The sequence below is a fragment of the Coleofasciculus sp. B1-GNL1-01 genome (assembly GCF_040220235.1).
Taxonomy (GTDB): Bacteria; Cyanobacteriota; Cyanobacteriia; order Cyanobacteriales; family Coleofasciculaceae; genus Coleofasciculus.
Window position 1 is genome coordinate 36,326 of record NZ_JAVJTO010000088.1, and the last position, 21,576, is coordinate 57,901.

At 44.3% G+C, this 21,576-nt stretch carries 16 protein-coding genes; 10 read left to right on the plus strand and 6 right to left on the minus strand.

Going from position 1 to position 21,576, the window contains the following annotated elements:
- Positions 1–80: 80 nt before the first annotated feature.
- From RID53_RS21575 to RID53_RS21585, 3 genes are all read right to left on the minus strand, one after another.
- Positions 81–440 carry a DUF5615 family PIN-like protein gene (locus RID53_RS21575; RefSeq protein ID WP_446390128.1) on the minus strand — a complete coding sequence of 120 codons (360 nt, stop codon included), beginning with the start codon at positions 438–440 and terminating at the stop codon, positions 81–83.
- A gap of 4 nt (positions 441–444) precedes the next feature.
- Positions 445–768, minus strand: a complete 324-nt coding sequence (locus RID53_RS21580) for a DUF433 domain-containing protein (RefSeq protein ID WP_446390046.1) — start codon at positions 766–768, stop codon at positions 445–447.
- Positions 769–975: 207 nt separating this feature from the next.
- Positions 976–4,014 carry a CHAT domain-containing protein gene (locus RID53_RS21585; protein WP_446390047.1) on the minus strand — a complete coding sequence of 1,013 codons (3,039 nt, stop codon included), beginning with the start codon at positions 4,012–4,014 and terminating at the stop codon, positions 976–978.
- A gap of 562 nt (positions 4,015–4,576) precedes the next feature.
- Between RID53_RS21585 and RID53_RS21590 the strand changes: the two genes are divergently transcribed.
- A complete protein-coding gene (locus tag RID53_RS21590; RefSeq protein ID WP_446390048.1) occupies positions 4,577–4,852 on the plus strand; it encodes a DUF433 domain-containing protein in 276 nt (91 codons plus the stop codon).
- 121 nt (positions 4,853–4,973) lie between these two features.
- Positions 4,974–5,234 (plus strand): AbrB/MazE/SpoVT family DNA-binding domain-containing protein, encoded by a 261-nt coding sequence (locus tag RID53_RS21595; RefSeq protein WP_446390049.1) that lies wholly within the window; start codon positions 4,974–4,976, stop codon positions 5,232–5,234.
- 244 nt (positions 5,235–5,478) lie between these two features.
- Here the strand turns inward: RID53_RS21595 and RID53_RS21600 are convergent, their stop codons facing one another.
- From RID53_RS21600 to RID53_RS21610, 3 genes are all read right to left on the minus strand, one after another.
- The gene (locus tag RID53_RS21600) at positions 5,479–9,789 is read right to left on the minus strand and encodes a two-partner secretion domain-containing protein (RefSeq protein ID WP_446390050.1); all 4,311 of its coding nucleotides are present in this window, start codon (positions 9,787–9,789) and stop codon (positions 5,479–5,481) included.
- A 672-nt stretch (positions 9,790–10,461) separates the two neighbouring features.
- Positions 10,462–11,550, minus strand: coding sequence for a hypothetical protein (locus tag RID53_RS21605; RefSeq protein ID WP_446390051.1), 1,089 nt, complete (start codon positions 11,548–11,550; stop codon positions 10,462–10,464).
- 459 nt (positions 11,551–12,009) lie between these two features.
- The gene (locus tag RID53_RS21610; protein WP_446390052.1) at positions 12,010–12,933 is read right to left on the minus strand and encodes a nucleoside hydrolase; all 924 of its coding nucleotides are present in this window, start codon (positions 12,931–12,933) and stop codon (positions 12,010–12,012) included.
- Between the two features lie 188 nt (positions 12,934–13,121).
- Here RID53_RS21610 and RID53_RS21615 point away from each other — a divergent pair, with 188 nt between their 5' ends.
- The 8 genes from RID53_RS21615 (at position 13,122) to RID53_RS21650 (ending at position 21,472) form a co-directional block, all read left to right on the plus strand.
- Positions 13,122–14,390, plus strand: coding sequence for an AAA-like domain-containing protein (locus RID53_RS21615; protein WP_446390053.1), 1,269 nt, complete (start codon positions 13,122–13,124; stop codon positions 14,388–14,390).
- A gap of 198 nt (positions 14,391–14,588) precedes the next feature.
- Positions 14,589–15,212, plus strand: coding sequence for a restriction endonuclease subunit R (locus RID53_RS21620; RefSeq protein WP_446390054.1), 624 nt, complete (start codon positions 14,589–14,591; stop codon positions 15,210–15,212).
- Between the two features lie 63 nt (positions 15,213–15,275).
- A complete protein-coding gene (locus RID53_RS21625; protein ID WP_446390055.1) occupies positions 15,276–17,951 on the plus strand; it encodes an AAA-like domain-containing protein in 2,676 nt (891 codons plus the stop codon).
- Between the two features lie 9 nt (positions 17,952–17,960).
- Positions 17,961–18,104 carry a hypothetical protein gene (locus RID53_RS21630; protein ID WP_446390056.1) on the plus strand — a complete coding sequence of 48 codons (144 nt, stop codon included), beginning with the start codon at positions 17,961–17,963 and terminating at the stop codon, positions 18,102–18,104.
- A gap of 8 nt (positions 18,105–18,112) precedes the next feature.
- Positions 18,113–19,564 (plus strand): signal recognition particle protein, encoded by a 1,452-nt coding sequence (gene ffh / locus RID53_RS21635; RefSeq protein ID WP_446390057.1) that lies wholly within the window; start codon positions 18,113–18,115, stop codon positions 19,562–19,564.
- A gap of 160 nt (positions 19,565–19,724) precedes the next feature.
- Positions 19,725–19,976: a 30S ribosomal protein S16 gene (rpsP, locus tag RID53_RS21640; RefSeq protein ID WP_446390058.1), complete on the plus strand. Its 252-nt coding sequence runs from the start codon at positions 19,725–19,727 to the stop codon at positions 19,974–19,976.
- A complete protein-coding gene (locus tag RID53_RS21645; RefSeq protein ID WP_446390059.1) occupies positions 19,948–20,349 on the plus strand; it encodes a KH domain-containing protein in 402 nt (133 codons plus the stop codon). Before rpsP ends, RID53_RS21645 begins: the two co-directional genes overlap by 29 nt.
- 166 nt (positions 20,350–20,515) lie before the next feature.
- Positions 20,516–21,472: a PhoH family protein gene (locus RID53_RS21650; RefSeq protein ID WP_446390060.1), complete on the plus strand. Its 957-nt coding sequence runs from the start codon at positions 20,516–20,518 to the stop codon at positions 21,470–21,472.
- Positions 21,473–21,576 lie beyond the last annotated feature (104 nt).

Below are 21,576 nucleotides of genomic sequence, written 5' to 3' on the forward strand. Positions count from 1 at the left end.
CCTCTGCGTAAAAAAAACATAATCATAATATCAATAACTAGGAGAGTAGAAGTTCAGGGAGGTAATGAGTATTGTCAGGTTCAAATGGGTAAGTAAATAATTTGGTCTTGATATTCGTCATCTAAAGCTCCTTCAGCAATAAGTATTAGTTCATTGATTGTTTCACCAATACCCATATCAGGGTTTAAAATAAAAATTCCTGGTACGTGGCGACCTTGACTGAGGTGATCAGCTAAATGCACGGGCATTGAAGTACGATTATTAGTAACTAGAATAAAGTTATGCTCTTCACACCAAATTAGGATTTCTGGATCTAATGTGCTTTTCACCGGAGTAGAGGGTTCTCCAACTGCCCGGATCACCAACTTTGGTTCTCGTCGTCGCAGTTGATTAATATAGATTGGATTCATATTTTCATCCATTAGATACTTGAGCATTATTTCTCTAATTTATTGCCTCGCTTTCCGCCTTTAATTGCATGAGTTTTCTCACGACAGGTGATGGATTACGTCGTTGCTCTTGCCGCATTTTTTGCCCCCACTCTAACCAATCTTCTATATAGTTACTAACTGTTTCTTGATTATGCAGATAATAAAGAATTGTGGCATAAACTTGTTCTAGGGAAAGAGTAGTATAAATTTTGGCAATTTCTTCTGGAGTACGAGCGCGATAAATGTACTCATACAAGATTGTCTCAATTCCGATCCGCGAACCTTTAAGCCTTATGTCATTGGGAGCGAGAATATTAAAATAGTCTTCGAGTTGCATATTGGGCTACCCGCTATTCAAAGTTAAAACGCAAAATGTAGTATTACTATACCATTTTATCCTCTTATAGCGCTACGTGCTAGAGAATAGGCAATAGCCAATAGTGATTATAGGGCATGGCAATGCCATGCCCCTACCAAAGGGTAGAGATCATTAATTTGATTAGGTAGGGACACGATACTATCATGCCCTCATCTAGCGATAAATTCATCCTGGAAACAGCGAAAGCCAATTGCCAATTAAAACAAAAGGTGCCCAATAATAGGGATGTTTATAATTCGCATTGGTTAAAAACGCCTTCTGAACTTGTTGTATCGCTTCCGCTTTGCTCATCGGTTCCGTGGAATTAGTTAACTGTTGATAAAGCAACTGAATAAAAGCAGTCGTTGATTGATCATTCACTTCCCATAACGTCGCAATCGTACTCCGCGCCCCAGCCCGAACCGCTATTCCCGCCAGCCCTAATGTCGCCCGATTATCCCCATTAGCGGTTTGACAAGCACTCAACACTAACAGTTCAATCGGATCAGGTAAACTTTCCTCGCGACTTTTGAGATAATGACTTAATTCATTCACCTGAATTCGTTTATCCCATGCCAAAATAAAGGTTTCATTGGGATTAGAACTAAATTGTCCGTGGGTGGCAAAATGAACAATAGAAAAGGGGCGAGCGTTGATTTGATTTTGCAGGGCTTGACTGGTAAATGCATCATTGAGTAGCGTTACATCTGACGGAATTTGTGATAGTTCGGCTTCAACATTGGCGAGGGATTGAAAGCTTTTATGAGGGGCAAAACCGGAGCGCACCTGAGAGAGTCCAAAAGCCAGCGTCTGTAAGGGGTACTGGGAGAGGGGTACAGGGGCGAGTAATTGGGGTTCTCGATTTAGCGCGATCGCATATTTTTCAATTAGGTACTGGTTCCCATCCCAAAGCACTGCCATGGGAATGGTTTGTAAGGCACCATCAAGGACAAAAACCAAGGTGTTTATCCTATTCGCTTTAAGCTGGGATTCAAAGGGAGCAATTAACCAATTATAGATGGGTTGCGAGGTATTTTGAATCGCTTGACTATAGCGAGAAGTCCGTTGGGGATTGGTAAGTTGAGTGCGGAGTTGATCAACTCTTTCTTCCACCTGACGGGGGGAAAGTTTGACGCGATGGTGTTGTAAAGTTGCACCCGCCAAAATTTCAGTGGGATTCGATTTAGAATGACTGGGGTTAATTTTCGATCGCCATGGTGTAGAGACGTTGCATGCAACGTCTCTACAGTGTTGACAGTTGTCGTCGTTAATTTTGTTACATTCCGAGGGTTGAGGTAATTTAAGGATAACCTCTAATCGATTATCTAAAAGAATGGTATAAATAACCGCCGTATTCGGGGCATGTTCATCAACAATTTGGTCAATCAAAGCCGGATCTGATGATGCACAGGCTTCTTGTAAGTAGTTCTCTAATTCCGCTAATTGCAGTTGAGCTAAAACCTCTCTGGCTTGGATTAAATTTTGCGGAGATGGCGTTTCATCTCGCAAAAGCAAATCAATTAATTCTCGATAAATCGGCTCAACTTCATCGCGAAATGAAAAGCGAACATCAGGATTGAGAGTGGCTAAATCTTGGCGAATCGTATTGAGTGTATTGACCGCCGCTTGATAAGCCGCGATCGCGGAGCGTGTTCTTTCAGAACGTATCGCGCCCAATTCTCCTTCAATGTTTCCCTGGGCTTTCCGCAAGCGTCCCAGTTGCCATTGCCATTGATAAGCAATATCCCACGCCTGAATCGATTGGCTAATTTGAATCGCTTGATTAGTTAATTCCTGGGCATTGTCCAGGTTCTGAGTGGATTCATAGAGTTTACCACTAATCCCCGTCACATAAGCCTCACTGCGCCGATCCTCTACATCCTGGGTTTGTTGAATAATTTGTTGATTTTTGTCAAAGGTTGCGGTTAATAAACCCTCCAATCTTGTCCAAATGCTATGGCGATAAATGGTGGGAACCTGTACCTGGTTTTGGTTAACCGTTTCCTTAATTTGGTTTAAAGTAACCAGCAGTTGAGCAAACTGAATTTGGCAATCAATAGCGGTGTGATTAGGAGGTAATGTAGTGATCTTGGCTTGAACTTGGGTTAAATTCGGCAGTTGCGGTACAAGTTTTTCCTGCCACCAGGTTTGAGCATTTGACCAGTGACGTTGCTTAAGTAACCAGTGTTGGGTATTGAATAAAACACTCAGGTAATTTAGCTGAGATTGGAGCGTAATTAGGGACGAATTAGATAGAGTTATTGCCTGTTGATAATAATCGCCAGCTTGAGCCACAGCATCCAGAACAGGTTGAATGTTCTGGAGAGAGGGGCGAGTTCTTTCGTAGAGACTGCGCTGGTGATGATAAGTATCCTTCGCCCAGTTTCCCAACTGGAAATACGCTTCAGCCATCGCTTCTGTATTGTCCAAGCTTTGCGCCAGAGTCAAACTTTTATCTAATAAGTATTTAGATTGCTCTAAGTTAGTTAAAGTATTGAACTGGAAAGATTGTTTTAAAGATAACCAATTGGGATCAGACAGATTAGAATTACCCACAACCCGCACCAATTCTCCTAAACGAGACCAAGCCGTAAATTTAAGCAAAGAATCCGGTTGGCGTTGCAGACGTATAGTTGCCAGAGTTAACGTTTTAAATGCCTCCCGTAACTGTCCTAGACTTTGTTGAGCTTGAGCTTGATTAATCAAGCTACCAATACTTCCGGTTTCATCTCCCAAGCGGGTGTAGAGGCGATGTACCTTTTCCCAAGTTTGTCGAGCATCAGCCGCATTTCCCAGAGCGAGTTGCAAATGTCCTTGATTATTAAGAACTTGAGCCAAAATTAAAGATTTATCCGGAGAATCAGGAAGAGATTGGAGTTGGTTAAAACTGAGTGCGATCGCGTCTTTCGCCTCTTGCCATTTTCCCAATTCTTGGAAACCCAAAGCCAGATAACTTAAGACTCGCGCTTGTTGAAGTTGATTCCCTTCATCAGCCAATAGAGATACCGCATCTTGCCAGAGACTTACCGCCTCGATAAATTGTCCATTTTGATAATACCCTTGACCTTGTTCAATCAAAGTCTTGCTATCAACAATAGGACTTTGGCTAAGAATTCGCGGAGGTTCGGTACTAAGTACCGATTGACCAATGAGATAAGGTTGACCCAAGCCAATCAACAGAGTCAAACAGAAACCAATCAGACCATATTTAAAGAATAAATTCATAAGAGTCATTCAACCTTGTTCGTAATTGCGCTTGTAATTGCGCTTGTAGTTGCGCTTGTAGTTGCGCTTTAGCGCCAGTTCATCGTCACGCTTTCCCCCCAATAGCGACAGAACAAGAAATAGCTTAAGCTGTAATGCATTTAAATTGGGTATTAGTAGCAAGTGGGTATTAGTAGCAAGTGGGTATTAGTCGCAAGTGGGTATTAGTCGCAAGTGAGTATTAGTAGTGAGTGAGTATTAGTCGCAAGTGGGTATTAGTCGCAAGTGAGTATTAGTAGTGAGTGGGTATTAGTCGCAAGTGAGTATTAGTAGTGAGTGAGTATTAGTCGCAAGTGGGTATTAGTCGCAAGTGAGTATTAGTAGCGAGCAAGATGCAAAGCCTGCGGCATGGCTTCGCTTAACGCACTACAAGGATTGCGCCATTAATGATATTAAGGTTTAAATGCCGAACAGCTTACCACCAACAAATATAGAATGGCGATCGCAGAACTCCTCTCTCTACTCTACACATAACATAATATGATAAAATCACAAAAGTATTCTTCTTGCCCAAAACTAAAATATGCGGCTTCAACCCATAAGCACAGAACATATTGCCATCGATCCTGACTATTGCTGCGGTAAACCTCGCATTGCTGGTACAAGAATGCCAGTAGCTACTATTACCAAACTCTATCTAGAGATGGGAGAATCCCTAGAAGATATTGCTCAGGAGTATGATTTACCCTTAGCATCCGTTTATGCTGCTATTGCGTATTATTACGATCATCGGGAAGAAATTGACCGTCATACAGCCGAAAGTGAAGCTTATGTTGCACAAATGAAGCGTAATAAGTAGGTGGGGACAATTAAAGTTAACGGTGGAGATCGTCATTCGTCATTCGTCATTTAAGTTCGCGATCGCTGATGCGACTGTTATAATTTATACAGATTCCCAATTGTTAAGGCTTGAGCAATTTATGGAAACAATAAAAATATCGTCTCAAGGTCAAGTGATACTTCCTAAGTCTCTGCGAGATGCTCATCACTGGGAAGCCGGACTTGAATTAATCGCCATTGAAATGGGAGATGGGATTCTTTTGAAACCGAGGAAACCTTTTCCAGAAACAACATTAGATGAAGTCGCAGGCTGTTTAAAGTATAATGGAACGCCTAAAAGTCTTGAGGACATAGATGAAGCAATTCGCCAAGGTATAAGCTGTTCGGCATTTAAACCTTAATGTCAATCATCATGAAATCCTTGTAGTGCGTTTAGCGAAGCCATGCCGCAGGCTTTGCATCTTGCTCGCTACTAATACCCAATTTAAATGCATGACAGCTTAGAGGAATTATGGCATGATCGCGATTGATACGAATGTTATTGATGCTTTGCTTTTATTGCACGGAAGGGAGATAATTCAAAGCCTCTCTCCTCGCAGGAGAGAGGTTTGGAGAGAGGTTTTCCAGATCCCGACTAAAAGTAAGTTACGGGACAATCGCGTCATTCGGTGCAGGACAACTCGGAGTTTGCCAGGAACTATACAGCGTCGGATTCGGGACTTCCGCCACCAATTCTACCTCTCCATTTTCCTTAATAATCCATCCTTGCGCCTCAATAATTTGAGTTGATTTCCTCTCCGGCTGCGGATTATTTCCCCCTGAATTCACCCGATTTTCCGTCGAACCTATCGGATCACGAAAATCAACCCAACCCTGATTATAACCACCATTATTTATTGGATTGGGCGGTAAACCCCCGCGCCCGGAAATAATAAATTCACTGCTTCCACGCCGTTGACCGACTTGACATCGCGCTTCAATTGGGTCTACAGGTTGTAACTGGGGTAACGGTTCAAGTTGAGGTTGAGTTTCCGTATTAATGTCTACCGTTCCATCAATTCCCAATTCAGAACTCGCCGTGAAATCACTCTCTGGAGTGCGGCGGTCTTCAAATTGGCGAAACCCTTCAATTAGTAAAGCCGTCGCTGAAATATTTCCACCTTGACCCGAAAATGCATTAGCTACAACATCACTATTTTCCGAGAGAATTGCCCAAACAATTCCCCCAGCATTAATCGTAATATTGCCTCCATTCGCCGTACCAAACGCTTCCGCCGCAATTTCACTATTGAAGCGCATAATAATAGAATCGGTCACATCTAAACGAATATTCCCCCCTTGACTAGCCATCGTTGTTGCCCGTAGGCGTCCTTGATTGGTTAAAAAGATAGAATCCGCCGTAATTTCCAAATCCCCAGACGTGCCAGCACCACTCCCACTCACGGTTAATTGTCCCCCATTTTCCACGGTTAAACGACCCGTATTCAGCGTGATTCCTCTGGCATTCGCAAAACTTCGAGACTCAAAAAATAAGCCACTTCCTGAACCGTTAACGTCTACGGATTCTGAAGCGTTCACCTCTATAATTCCGCCCTGTCCAGAGTCAAAAGTTGTGGCGGATATTTGTCCACCGCCTTGAAGAACTAACCGTTCTGTGTCAATCTTCAATTCTCCCGCATTACCGGAACCCGACGAATCAAAGACTAAAAGGCTAGGGGTTTGACCATTCGGTGATGTACCAATAACTTCTACAGATTCAGACGCATTTACAGTTAATTTTCCGGCTTCCCCAGTATTCGCCGTTGTCGCTGACACCAATCCGCCATCTTGTACAATTAACCGACTTGTATCAATAGTTAATTCTCCTGCATTTCCCCCAGTTTCTGAGGCTAAGGAATCAAACAATAAGCGACTAGGAGTAGTTCCATCCGGGGCTGTACCAATAACTTCCACCGATTCAGACGCATTCACGGTTAATTTTCCCGCTTCACCAGTATTCGCCGTTGTCGCGGAAACCAATCCGCCATCTTTAACAATTAACTGACTTGTATCAATCGTTAATTCTCCTGCATTTCCTCCCGTTTCAGAAGCCGACGAATCAAATAATAAGCTACTAACAATTTGACCATTTGCAGAACTTCCAATTACTTGAACAGAATCAGCATTTACCTCCAACGTTCCAGCTTGACCTTGATCAGTAGTTTTTGCTGATACCAGTCCTCCATCCCGAACCAGCAACTGTCCAGTGGTAATGGTTAAATCTCCAGCATTACCTTCATCAGACGTATCAAAAGATACGCGACTTTGAATACCTGCCTCTGAAGTACCGATTACTTCCACTGAATCCGTAGCATTCACGTTCAAATTCCCGGCTCGACCTGAACTAAAAGTGCTAGATGATATTAATCCCCCATCTTGTACCAGCAATCGCCTGGTATTAATCACCAAATCCCCACCATTACCAGAACCACCAGTTATTGCCTGTACTTTGCTACCATTCCCGCTAACTCTTGATGTTCCAATTAATTCCACCGACTCAAGGGCGTTGATAATCAATTTTCCTCCCTGACCTTCACGTTCAGTACCTGTTGATATTGATCCGCCATCTTGAACAATCAATCGCCCTGTTTCAATATTCAAGTCTCCTGCATTTCCAGAACCGCGAGAAAATGTAAACAAACCTCCAGGTGTTCCATTAGGTCTTGTGCCAATTAATTCCACTGAATCGGAGGCTTTGATTGTGACATTTCCACCCGCTCCACTACTGGTATTTTCAGGAGCCGCAGCAATCTCCGCCCCATCCCGGATAATCAATCGCCTGGTTTCAACGAAAATATCTCCGCCATCCCCATCAAGCAAACTCTGACTATAAATACCACTGGGACTCGGACGAGGATCTTCTATGTCTGGTGTACCCGACAATTCTATAAATTCAGACGCATTAACTCTCAATGTTCCTGACTGCGCTGTACCACACCGACTAACTGCTCCGCTTCCACAATTAGTCGTTGATAGTATCCCACCATCTCGCAGAATCAACTGTCTAGTATTTACGGTCAAATCTCCAGCATCACCATCTCCCAAAGTCCTAGCTTGCAAACTGGTATTTATCGGCTGATCACTACCTGGGAGTATACCTAAACCAATTACTTCCACAGATTCGCTGGCATTAATTGTCAGATCACCGCCTTGACCTGAATCCTCTCCCTCTCTTTGAGTAACCGTAAAAATTCTAGCTCCATCCATCAGAGAAAGTGACCTAGTATTAATCTCAATATCACCGCCTTTACCTTGACCCTGAGTAACGCTACGAATTAAACTATTTACACTAGGGAGAACGATTTCTTCTTGAGCCGTCACAGTAATATTGCCGCCGACACCAAACCCTAAACCATTATCAGGTCGAACCGAAGAATCAACATTGTCTGTAAAAGTAATATTTTGACCAGAAATAATCCGAATTTCACCGCCATTTCCGGAAACGCTGCTGGTATCAATCTGACCGACTTCTATATTGCCTCTGGAGTCAATAAAAATAGAGCCACTGTTCCCAAAAAAACCGCCATTAACATCATCGGTAAAAATCCAGGGTACAGTAATACTCCCCCCCGACAAGGAAAGATTGGGGCGATACTGATTCGTTAAAAGCAGCAATCCATCCGCCGCCTGAATATCGATAAAACCATCAATTCTAATATCTGCACTCGTTCCTGTACCTACAGCGTCAATCGTCGGCGCTGGATCGAAGTCGCCAAAGGGATTAAAATTATCAAGTGGTGCAGCATTAGGCGTGCCAAAATCAGTCGTACCCGCACGGATATCTAAAGTGGGTCTTATCGAGCCATTAATCGTGATTTCTGTCCCATCCGATAAGACGATAATATCCCCATTAATCGCATCAGCATTTGCCTCGACACCTTCTATAGCAACATCCCCGGAAATCGTGACACTTCCCCCAGCCAAAATATGTAAAGAAGGACCTGTGTAGCTATTAAAACTCACATCTCCCCTAGCCCGAATCACTGGGTCATAAGGACTTGACAAATTCCCTAAACTACTATCTAACTGCTCAATCTGAAAATTTCCACCACTCCAGAAGTGAGCATCCGCACTCACGGTATTACTAGAACGCAACACCATATCCCCACCGGAAAATAACCCACTATCGGGATGATTCAAGGCAAAAATATCAACCGTTTGATTCCCCTGTACCAAAAGTTGACCCATAGCTGAAGCAATAAACGGACTCGCCACACTATCGCGCACCTTCAGCGTATCCGTCGCCAATAGAGTCAAATTCCCCCCAGCTTGTACCTGATTCTCTAGGTCAAGAGTTCGACCCGCCAGAATCAAATCCCCTCCTACCGCTAAACGACCAGAACTTGCGATCGCGCCTTGATAATTCGACCCATATTGCAATCCCGGCGTCAGGTTAATCGTCAGTAATGGCGGCGCTTGGGGGTTCGTCGCACTAAACGCTGTACCATTCTCAAACACCCACTCCTGTGCCGTAGACGCCACAAACGCCCCCTGAACATCCAACTGGGCATTTTTACCAAACACAATCCCATTCGGATTAATCAGAAACAAATTTGCCCCACCATTGACCCCCAGAGTTCCCAAAATATCCGACATATCCGTACCCGTCACCCGGCTGAGAATATTGTCAATTCCCGTCGGATTAGCGAAATAAACCCGTTGTCCCGCGCCGACATTAAACTCCGAGAAACTGTGGAACAGATTGGTTCCTCGAATCGCCCCCCCATCAATTTGATCCGCCGAGAAACCCTGAATGATCACATCCGGCGTCACCACAGAACCTTCTACCCCTAGAGTAGAATCCGGAATAACTTGGGCAACGGTAGGAGTTGTCCAATGGGATAGAAGCCACGCGATCGCCACTCCTGCTGTGACACAAATTCCCCGACATGATTGACTTTGCCTGCATCTCACCATCACACCCTGTCTCCGACTCCGTATTTCTACTTACTTAAAATTAAGCCAGATATAGAAATGCGATCGCTACCGTAGAATTACGGAAATTTGGCGCTTATGACAGGCTTCAACCCGTCAATATCTGATCACCACTTACCGCGAACACTGGGTTCACAGAACCTGATTCATAAATTATTTGTAACACAAACGACAGCCTTTAATCATCGAAACGTAAACTTCTATGTCATTTACTTGTGCTTTCCTGCAAAGGTGATTACATTAGAAATTGAAGCCTAAAGGCTTACTAATGACAGAAGTTGAACTGACAAAATCAAATTAGGAGGTATAAAACCGACTGATAAATTTCATTTCTATTTCCTCATTGAAAAGTAACAGCAACACTCAACAAATTGCTGAGATTTCCTAAAATTGTAAACTAGGGAGATTAAGCACTCAAAACTAAATTTTTAGTGCAACTCCAGATAGAATTAACTTAAACAGGAAATCATTCAAGCAAGCTAGTTTTGAGAATTGCTGTTACTTTATCGTTTGTCATTCATCATTCGTAATTCGTCATTTGTCGTACTCGCTTCTCTTCACGCAAGCGCAGTTTTAAACCCAGACTTAACGATAAAATTATAGAACTCTTCTTTTCCAGACTGTAAAGACGTTGCAGGCAACGTCTCTACAAGGCTATTCTGGCTCTTGAAACACATCACAGGAGAACATCTCCGTTAATGTCCGCAGATAGGGTAAAAAGGTTGCCATATTTTCGGGAGGTAGGCGATTGTACATTTCCCAACCAATCGCTTTGAGCATATCTTGCACTAAACGCCAGCCCACACGCAGACGCGGATAAAGCATAACGCACAGGGGAAACAATTCTCGCTGCACTGCCCGAATGTCATCTTCTAAGACACACAGACACAGATACACCTGAAACATTTCCACGTCGCGGATACTGGCAATTCTCACGGTTTTGCTAATCAACGAACCACTGTAGGTTTCGTAATTAGGATTCTGACGACAAACTTGTTGGCAAACGGAAATAGCCAGTTTCGTACTGATGGGTAACAGATTTTGTACCGCTAATAGCGCCGGGGAATTGTAGGGATGGTTCGCCGCCGCATCATACGCCGCTTGTAGGGGCATGTACATGTGGTCATCCATTACCTTTAAATAGGGAAGCCACAGCTTTTGTTCCGCTGGGGAGAGCCACTCCAGTAGCTTTTGACCCGTATAGTGGAATTGCATACTGACAAACCCGATCGCACGGCGGTCAACGCTAGTATATTTTTGGCGCACTTGACCAAAATCTTTGCCGACAATCACCGATAAACGTCGGGGTGTTGCGCGTTCAGCATAAGCATTCGCTGTCTTTTGAAACAGATAACGGGTATCAGCCGCAATTTCTAAGGGATTGACTAATTCAGGATTAATACCATGACGCCGAATTTCCTCCGATAGCAGCGTTTCGGTCAATGACCAGGCTTGGGCGCTGGCAAAGTTGAGCTTTTGCATCATTTTCTCTGCCGTGCTTTTTCTGGCTTCCAGTGAGGCAGTTTCCTTGAGATCCGCCGCCGCTAAACTGGATACTGACTCATCTTGGTCTTGGTTGGTAACAGCCGTATAGTATTTCCTCGCCCAAAGCACCGCCAAGGAATGAACTTTGGATGTTGACGAGTCGGACTTTGACGAGTTGGGTGGTTTGCCACCAGTAGAACGCTGACGCTGTGTCGGCTGGGACACGGAACGTTCTGTGGATGGGATGGAATAGGTCATGGTAAAAATCCCGTTACACTCTAATTTCCCTTCAATGGAGAGGATACAAAAAACCAATTTGTCTCACCTGTTGTCAGGTGAGAGTCAATCAGCACTAATTATGTATCCTCTCGGCGTTAAAAAAAGTCAGATGTTATATAGAAACTTTAAAAGAGCAGAGTCTGCGTCTGAACCCTTCTCCCAGACAAGCAGGGGACAAGCATTGCTGTAACGACTCTGCTCAAAAATCGCTTCTGTCATATTTTTGCTATTTTTATCATTCATAATACAGGACTATCACAATTATTAAAAGAAATGAACCATTCTCATTTAGTTTTCATCCAACGGGTGAGACTGGCAGGGGATTAACCCCTCAATCGCATTCCCGGAAAGGGTTAATGGTTAATTGGGTGGGGGAGGCATAATTCTCAGATAAGTCTGCCGAGGGCGATTAAAGTGACTGGGATCACATCTTCTATGTTACCGCGCCCACTGATGTAAAAGATAGGAGTAGTATTGTGTCTTATCGACGGTATCCAGCACCCGAATCCGTTTTCCTCCCGCCTCAACCTGGATACGACCTTGACTGGAACCCTGCGGAATCACGGTGGTTTCCCAATCTTGCCAGGTAAAGAACTCGGGATGGGCGAGATAGGTGGTGGCGAGAACATCCCAGAAATAATAGTCTTGGGGAATCACTAAGGCGTAACATTGACCCGCCAAATCGGAAATGGGATGGTGACGCTGTTTCCCCAATTTGTAAACAAACTCAGAGGTAACCGGGACGGTATTGGTGAGGTCAAGAGGACAAAGGACAATAGGAATCTGAGTTTGCCAAATCTGATGGACGGCGAGGGAGTCCCAGTAGGCGTTCCACTCGGCTGAACCATCTTGTCCAGGTTCCAGGCTTTTTTCTACATTACCAGAAACGTGAATCGCCCCCCCCATCCAGACGATTTTCTCAATGTTGGCTTCGATATCCGGGGCGAGGTTAAGGGCGGTGGCGACAGTGGTGAGAGGTCCTGTCACCATCAGGGTAACAGGTTGGTCAGCCGTTTGCAGCGATCGCACAATAAACTCTTGACCCGTTTCCTTCAGCAAGGGGGTTTGGATAGTGTCATTCTGGTTAAGAATTGGCAGATGATCCACAATAAACGCATCCCGGCGGTAAAGGGGAGGAAAGGGATTAATCCCGCGTACCGTACTTTCAGCAACGGGGATATGAGAACATCCGATTAGGTCTAAAATTTTGCGCGTGGCGCTAACAGCAGGTTGAATATAGCAATCAGCCGGGGTGACAACGATACCCAAAGGTTGGATGTGATCCATTGTCATCAGCAAGACGGTTGCCAAGTAATCATCGACACCGCCATCATGATCCATGAGGACGAGAGGTTTGGACACGAGGAGAAATTTTCCGCGAGCATACACTTGATTATTATCTCTCAATTCTCATCCCTGACCAGAGCCCCGACTTCTTGAAGAAGTCGGGGTTCTAAATTGTCCGACTTATGTGTGACTTATATCTGACTTGGCGGGATCAGAGGGATGAGAAGACTATGATCACAGCAGGGTGATTCAAGTGTTTAATCATGTCGCGATCGCTAAAAGTTGCTCCCCAGTATATCGAAATAGTCAAAGCTGCACTACCGCGAAATCGTTTTGCGAGTCAGCGAAACTTAGCCGAGAGTGTACAGCTTTCTCTCTCCACCGTCTCCAATTTCCTCAATGGTAAACCTGTGGACTATTTGAATTTTTATGAACTTTGCCATAAGTTGGGGCTGAATTTAGAGGAAATCGCTGATTTTTCTGTCGCGGATAAGAACTCATCTTTAGCAATAGAGGTAGATGAAGAACAGACGGGTACTGAACCTGAAGTCTCTACCTATATCCTGCGTCCCCCCAGCGAATCGCGTTGCTATGAAACAATCGTCAAGCCCGGTTCCCTACTGCGACTTAAAGCCCCAAAGCGGATGGGAAAAACGTTGCTGATTGATAAGATTCTCGAAAAAGCAGTTAAAGAAAATTATCGCACCGTTCGCTTAAACTTACTCCACGCCGATCAAGCTGTTTTGCGCGGACTGGATGAATTTTTGCGCTGGTTCTGTACGTTTGTTAGTCGGCGGTTAAAGTTACCGACTCAACTGGCGGAGTATTGGGAAGAAGGGTTAGGAAGTTCTCAAAATTGTACGATTTATTTTGAAGATCATCTGTTATCTCAATTAGACCAGCCCTTAGTCTTAGCGTTAGATGACGTTGATCGAATTTTTCCCTATCCCAAAATTGCCCAAGACTTTTTTGGTATGCTGCGAGTTTGGCATGAGGAAGCAAAAACCAGCCGACTGTGGCAGAAATTGCGGTTAGTGATTTCCTATTCTACCGATGTTTATATTCAGCTTAATACGAATCGTTCACCGTTTAATGTTGGTGTGCCAATTGAATTGCCAGAATTTACATCCGAACAAATGCACGAGTTAGCCCAAAAACAAGGATTAAATTTGGATAATTCCCAGGTGACTCAGTTAATAGAGATGGTAGGAGGACATCCGCATCTGATCCAGCTTGCCATTTATTCCCTGACTCGTGAGGATATTACGTTTGAACAACTCTTGCAAACGGCTGCTACCGAATCAGGAATTTACAGCAATCATTTACGGGGACAGTTATGGAATTTACAACAGTATCCTGAGTTAGCCGCAGCAATGAAAACGGTAGTTGAGGCAAATTGTCCTATACCATTGGAATCGATACTGGCGTTTAAGTTACAAAGCTTAGGTTTAATACAATTAAAAAATAATGCTGTAAAGCCGCGTTGTCTATTATATTCCCAGTATTTTTCCCAGAAGTATTACCCCCTTTGACTACGGCGATTGAAATCGCTGCTACACCAATGTATGCGAAGCCTTCCCGAAGGGTAGTCCGCCTGCGCGGACTGGGTTATCACGGGGGTAGCTAACCCAGATTTTGTATTACCCCAAAAAAGGGTTTACCTATTGCATCATTACAAAATCAGTTGGCTTCTAGTTCACCCGAAAATGCTGATTACAGGAGGTAAGCTTATGGTTGAAACCATCGCCGCTCAGAAAATTAATCTCGATGATTTAATCGAAAAATTTGGTTTAGAACGTATCGATGATCTGCAATTCTTCCCTGAATGGCAATATGACTTACCTGAACTCACGGATTCAGAACGGCAAGCCTTAGATGAAGTTAAAGCAGACTATCTTCACTTATCTCGATATACCATCCTTGAAGCCATCGTTAAACTTGTGGTGTTGTCACCCTTGTTAAAACTAGCAGGATTTTATCGTCCACCATTTTATCTCACGGCTGAGAAGGAGGTAGAAATTGTCTCAGAGGATGAGGAACTGATCATTAAAGGGCGTCTTGACCTTTTGATTTTTACGCCTGAGTTTTGGATACTGGTGATTGAGGCAAAAGGGGCAAAATATTCCTTAGATGCTGGGATACCTCAAGCTTTAACTTATATGCTGGGTCATCCTAATTCTGAGGAACCTGCATTAGGATTGGTTACAAATGGTATGGATTTTATTTTTCTCAAGCTGATTAAACAGGATAGACCAAGATATGCTGAGTCCTATCCATTTTCCCTCAGACGCGGAGATGACATTTATACTGTACTGAGGATTTTAAAACGGTTTAGTCAATTACTCAGTCAATAGAACTTGTTTCCTACTAATCCAAAAATAAATATAGTGTCCGCTGCTACGAAGGACAAATGACTAATGACAAAGGACAAAGGATCAATGACTAATTACGAATATCAAGTTGGCGGAAGTTTAGCGGCTGATGCTCCCAGTTATGTAATGCGTCAAGCTGACCAAAATCTTTATCAGGCGTTAAAAGCTGGTAAATTTTGCTATGTGTTGAACTCGCGGCAAATGGGAAAGTCTAGCTTGCGGGTGCGAACGATGCAAAAACTGGAAAAAGAAAGAGTAAAATGTGCGGCAATTGATCTGACACTAATTGGCAGCGATAATGTTACCCAACCCGGCTGGTACATGGGCATATTTTACGATTTAGTCAGAAAGTTTGAGTTATCGGGTAAAATTAACAAAAGGGCATGGTGGAAAGAACATGAATCTTTATCCCCTGTGCAGCGATTGAGTAATTTTTTGGAGGAGGTATTATTAGCTGAGATATCAGACAACATTGTTATTTTTATCGATGAAATCGATACGGTACTCAGTTTAGAATTTCCCACCGATGATTTTTTTGCCTTAATTCGGGGGTGTTACAATCAACGGGTTGACAATCCCGCTTATAAACGGTTGACGTTCTGTCTACTGGGTGTAGCCACGCCTTCAGTTTTTATTCAAGACAAAAATCGCACATCTTTTAACATTGGTTGTGGAATCGAATTATGTGGTTTTGAATTAGATGAAGCACAACCGCTAGCTGAGGGATTATTAGGTAGAGTTGATAATCCTGAGATCATTTTAAAAGAGATTTTGACTTGGACAGGAGGACAGCCATTTCTCACCCAAAAGCTTTGTCAAATTGTTTATAATGCTTGTGGAGAATCCGATTTTTCTTTAAAGCCAGGAGAGACAGAGAAAAAATGGGTGGAAAAGTTGGTGCGATCGCACATCGTTGAAAACTGGGAATCTCAGGACAATCCAGAGCATTTGAGGACAATCCGCGATCGTATTTTGGGAAAAGGTCAGCGTAGTATTGATCTGCTGAGACTCTACCTGCAAATTTTGCAAGACAAAGAAGTAGAAGCTAATAGTCGTATTGAACAAACGGAACTGCGGTTGTCAGGTTTGGTCGTCAAACGGTACGATAGTTTAAGAGTTTATAATCGTATTTATGAAACTGTTTTTGACCACAATTGGGTCGCTAAAACAATAGTCGATCTGCGACCTTACGGAGAAGCGTTAGCCAGATGGATTGATTCTAAGCATCAAGACAAAAAGTGGCTGTTACGCGGGCGGGAATTACAGGAAGCACAAATCTGGAAAGCCAATAAAGACAACCTGAATTTAAGCGTTCAAGATTACCAGTTTTTGAGTGCTAGCCAAGAATTGGAAAGGCGAATAAACCAGCGAATTTTTAGGTTATTAGTCCTAGGCAACATACTATTTATAATTGGGTTGATTTTTGGATTTCGCCAGAACATTAGTCATTTAATTGAAGATTACTCTGCTCATTTGGCTGCACAAGTTGCTGGACAAGAACAATTTAGTGAAGGTGGAAAAACTTTTTTTGCCAGTAATGATAATTTCAATCGTCAAATTGCCATTGAAGCATTCAAGCAACAGAATTACTCGACAGCGCTTGAATTCTTCAAGAGAGCCAAGCAATCTAATCCTAATGATCCGGAAATGTGGATTTACTATAATAATGCACGAGCTATTCAACAAGGTAAACCTCTAACTCTTGCCATTGTTATACCTGCCCACACTGATAGAGATATTGCTCTGGAAATGTTACGAGGTGTAGCCCAGGCACAGGATAGTTTCAATGAGCAGCGTGAAAAATTACAACTGCCCTTATTAAAAATCCTCATTGCCAATGATAGTAGCGATCCAACTCAAGCCAAAAAAGTTGCCCGAACTCTGAGTAGAAACCCAGATGTTTTGGGAGTAATTGGACATTATACCAGTAGTGCGAGTAATTCAGCTCTAAAAGAGTATGAAAGTGAAGGTCTAGCGATGATATCTCCTACTAGCACGAGTAATTCACTCAACGGTGATGTTTTCTTCAGAACAGTTCCTACCAATCAAGATGCAGCTAAAATATTAGCCCGTTATGTCTGGGCAAATAAACTGAATAAAGTGGTCGTTTTTTATAACCCGAAAGACCTATATAGTCAGGACTTGATGGATTCGCTAGAAAGTTCACTCAATCAGCACTCTGTCGAAATAAGTCAAAAAATAGACTTAAAAAATCTAGGACAGAAAGCCAATACTGAAACGTTCTTACTTAGTCACGTTAAACCAGAAACCAATGCAATAGTATTGCTGCCAAATACGGAACTAATTTCTGTTGCCATTGAAATTGCTCGTGCTAAAAACAATCTGGAAAGCTTAAAAAATAAGCCGCTGTTAGGAGCCAGTGCTTTGTATAGTTCAGAAGCTTTAAAAGTAGGGGGTTCAGCCCTAGAAGACTTGATTGTAGCGGTTCATTGGTTTGCCGATGCACCAGATTCACAAGACTTTGCCAATAAAGCTCAAGATATGTGGAAGGGGCAAGTCAATTGGCGTACTGCGAAGACTTATGAGGCGACACAGGCTTTCATTGAAGCTCTATCTGAATCCGATCAACCTTCTCGCTCAAGTGTGATTGAAAAACTCAAAACGATGAATCTTTCAGGCAAGGAATCAGTGTTAGTTAAAGTCGTTAGAGGTGAAGGCGGTCCCCAAGGAAGTGACTTTCGTTATCAACTGGCTGAGTAGGGGAAAAGAGTGAGATTCATCATCTTGCCCCTGAAAACCGCGATCGCACAATCCAGAGGTCGAGAACTGGTAGAAAAAGCCCCTAAAGCGTTATTGTGTAAGAAGTCACGGCAATCCGACCCTATCTCTCGTAACACTAAACTTTTAGACTAACGTTAACTATGTTTGATGCTCTCGCCGAACGCTTAGAAGACGCCTGGAAGAAACTACGCGGTCAAGACAAGATATCTCAAGCCAATATTCAAGACGCCCTGAAAGAGGTGCGTCGGGCTTTGCTGTCGGCAGATGTGAACCTGCAAGTTGTCAAAAAATTTGTTGCTGACGTTGAAAGCAATGCCATGGGCGCTGATGTCATCGCTGGCGTCCGCCCTGACCAACAGTTTATCAAGATTGTCTATGATGAACTGGTGCAGGTGATGGGGGAAAGTAATGTCCCCTTGGCTAAGGCAGATACATCGCCCACTATCGTGCTGATGGCAGGGTTGCAGGGAACCGGGAAAACTACGGCTACAGCTAAGTTAGCCTTACACCTGGCTAAGGAAAACCGCAGTTGCTTGATGGTGGCGACAGACGTTTATCGCCCTGCGGCGATTGACCAGTTGGTGACGTTGGGTGAACAGATTAATATCCCTGTCTTTGAAATGGGGACGGATACTAACCCCGTAGAGATTGCCCGTCAAGGGGTTGCCCGTGCTAAGGAAACGGGTGTTGATACCGTAATTATCGATACGGCGGGGCGATTACAAATCGACGCTGAGATGATGGCAGAACTTGCCCAGATTAAGGACAATGTTAAACCCCACGAGGTTCTGCTGGTTGTTGACGCGATGACGGGTCAAGAGGCGGCTACCCTAACCCATACGTTTAATCAACAAATTGGGATTACAGGGGCAATTCTGACCAAACTGGATGGCGATACCAGAGGGGGTGCAGCCTTGTCTGTGCGCCAGGTATCGGGTCAGCCGATTAAATTTGTCGGTGTGGGTGAAAAGGTAGAAGCACTACAGCCATTTTATCCCGATCGCATGGCATCCCGGATTCTGGGTATGGGTGATGTGCTGACGCTGGTGGAAAAAGCCCAAGAAGAAATTGACATGGCTGACGCCGCCCAGATGCAGGAGAAAATGCTCAATGCTCAGTTTGACTTCAGCGATTTCTTGAAGCAAATGCGGCTGTTGAAAAATATGGGTTCCCTGGGTGGGTTGATGAAGCTGATGCCAGGAATGGGTAAGCTGAGTTCAGATCAACTGGAAAAAGGGGAAGGCAAGCTCAAGCAAACGGAAGCGATGATTAATTCGATGACGGCTGAGGAACGCCGTAATCCGGATTTGCTGGCTGGTTCTCCCAGTCGTCGCCGTCGTATTGCCCGGGGTTCAGGGCATAGCGAGCGTGAGGTGAGCAGTCTAATCAGTGAGTTTACCAAGATGCGATCGCTGATGAAGCAGATGGGTCAAGGTCAAATGGGCGGACTTCCCGGAATGGGCGGAATGGGCGGAATGGGCGATATGTTTGGTGGCGGAATGGGCAATCGTGCCTCACAGGGTTGGCGCGGTAGCGGTCCGACGAAGAAGAAGAAAAAGGCGAAGAAGAAGAAGGGGTTTGGTCAGTTATGAGGGAGATGGGGGAGATGGGGGAGATGGGGGAGATGGGAAAATCAACAAAGGACGAATGACGAATGACGAATGACAAATGACGAATGACAAATGACGAATCCCCATTTACCCTAAATTCTTAATCATCGCGTAAAATCAAACAGGTGAGTTATTGGAAACTATGGTCAAAATTCGATTAAAACGATTCGGCAAAAAGCGTGAAGTGAGTTATCGCATTGTGGCGATTGAGAGTAGTGCCCGTCGGGATGGGCGTCCTTTGGAGGAGTTAGGCTTCTACAATCCCAGAACTGATCAAACGACGCTGAATGCCCCCGCTATTACCAAGTGGCTGAAAAACGGAGCGCAGCCCACGGATACTGTTCGCAGCATTCTCAAGAAAGCCAATGTCCTTGAACAACAAGCCAGTGTCTGAAACTGGGCAGAAAACCAGCCCGGATTATGGGAGTCTGGTGCGATTTTTAGTTGAACCGTTTTTAGAGTCGTCCACGTCGCTGAGTTTAGACTGCGAACATGCCCATGGTAATAATCGGGTCTGGATTCGGCTGGCGTTTGACGGAGAGGACAAGGGGCGAGTCTTTGGTCGAGGCGGTCGTAATATTCAGGCAATTCGCACCGTTATCCAAGGGGTGGCTAAGATTGCAGGTGAATCGGTCTATTTGGATATCTATGATGAGTCGGGTGGCACATCCCGCCGTGAGACCCCTTCCGGGAGTAGATCCCAGGGGAGGAAAGGTTCGCCTCGACGCTTACCCTTGCCTAAACCTAACTCTAAGCCTCGTTCTTGATTTGTCATTGGTCATTGGTCATTTGTCCTTTGTTTTCCCTGCCTGCTAATAGTTGCAAGACTTACGCAGCCACACCCGATATACTGGTTAAGGTGCGTTACGCTTCGCTAACACACCCTACCACCCTACTGGCTGATAACTGCTCACTGATAACTGATGATAAACCTTGAGTGAAGTATCAACAACGATTGAATTACCGAGTGTCCAGAGTGCTATGGTACTGGCGGGCGATCGCGAGAGTAATCTGAAATTGCTCGCTCAACGCACTGGCGCGAGTCTGGTTTTACGGGGACAGGAATTGCTCATTTCTGGCACTCAAAAACAAGTTGAGCGCGTCTCGTCTGTGGTGCGATCGCTTAAACCGTTTTGGCTGGAGGGTAGACGGATTGAAGAGGCGGATATTCGCACCGCGTTTCATGCTTTGGATACTCACCGTCAAGATGAACTCCAGGATTTACATCATGATGTGCTGGCGCGTACTCGTCGCGGTGATGTGATTCGCGCCAAGACGTTTCGCCAGCGCCAATACGTTAAAGCGGTTCTTACTCATGATTTGACGTTTTGTATTGGACCGGCGGGAACCGGGAAAACCTTTTTGGCGGTGGTATTGGCAACCCGGGCATTATTGGCAAATGAGTATGAACGCCTTATTTTAACCCGACCTGCGGTAGAAGCGGGGGAAAAGTTAGGATTTTTGCCGGGAGATTTACAGCAGAAAGTGAATCCCTTTTTACGTCCGCTTTATGATGCGTTATATGAACTAATTGATGGGGAGAAAATTCCCAATTTAATGGAACGGGGAATTATTGAAGTCGCACCCTTAGCCTATATGCGCGGACGAACCCTGAATAATGCGTTTGTAATTGTGGATGAAGCCCAAAATACCACCCCAGCCCAGATGAAAATGGTATTAACTCGCTTGGGATTTGGTTCTCGGATGGTGGTGACTGGGGATATTACTCAAACCGATTTACCGATGAATCAAGATTCAGGATTAGGGGTGGCACAAAAAATTCTGCGCTCCGTTGATGGGATTGCATTTTGCGAACTTTCCACTCAAGATGTGGTTCGTAATCCTCTGGTTCAGCGCATTGTTGAGGCTTACGAGAAACATCAAAAATAAGGCAGTGGATAGAGGATAGAGGATAGAGGGTAGAGGAGAGAAGGAAAATTACTACTGCTCGGATAAGCTCTAATTTAATTTTTCTTCCCCAGCTCCCCCAGCTT

Bases quoted from the DNA above. Each gene is read 5' to 3' on its own strand.
- RID53_RS21580 (WP_446390046.1), bottom strand. From the start codon at position 768: ATGCAACTCGAAGACTATTTTAATATTCTCGCTCCCAATGACATAAGG.
- RID53_RS21585 (WP_446390047.1), bottom strand. From the start codon at position 4,014: ATGAATTTATTCTTTAAATATGGTCTGATTGGTTTCTGTTTGACTCTG.
- RID53_RS21590 (WP_446390048.1), top strand. From the start codon at position 4,577: ATGCGGCTTCAACCCATAAGCACAGAACATATTGCCATCGATCCTGAC.
- RID53_RS21595 (WP_446390049.1), top strand. From the start codon at position 4,974: ATGGAAACAATAAAAATATCGTCTCAAGGTCAAGTGATACTTCCTAAG.
- RID53_RS21600 (WP_446390050.1), bottom strand. From the start codon at position 9,789: ATGGTGAGATGCAGGCAAAGTCAATCATGTCGGGGAATTTGTGTCACA.
- RID53_RS21605 (WP_446390051.1), bottom strand. From the start codon at position 11,550: ATGACCTATTCCATCCCATCCACAGAACGTTCCGTGTCCCAGCCGACA.
- RID53_RS21615 (WP_446390053.1), top strand. From the start codon at position 13,122: ATGTCGCGATCGCTAAAAGTTGCTCCCCAGTATATCGAAATAGTCAAA.
- RID53_RS21620 (WP_446390054.1), top strand. From the start codon at position 14,589: ATGGTTGAAACCATCGCCGCTCAGAAAATTAATCTCGATGATTTAATC.
- RID53_RS21625 (WP_446390055.1), top strand. From the start codon at position 15,276: ATGACAAAGGACAAAGGATCAATGACTAATTACGAATATCAAGTTGGC.
- ffh (WP_446390057.1), top strand. From the start codon at position 18,113: ATGTTTGATGCTCTCGCCGAACGCTTAGAAGACGCCTGGAAGAAACTA.
- rpsP (WP_446390058.1), top strand. From the start codon at position 19,725: ATGGTCAAAATTCGATTAAAACGATTCGGCAAAAAGCGTGAAGTGAGT.
- RID53_RS21645 (WP_446390059.1), top strand. From the start codon at position 19,948: ATGTCCTTGAACAACAAGCCAGTGTCTGAAACTGGGCAGAAAACCAGC.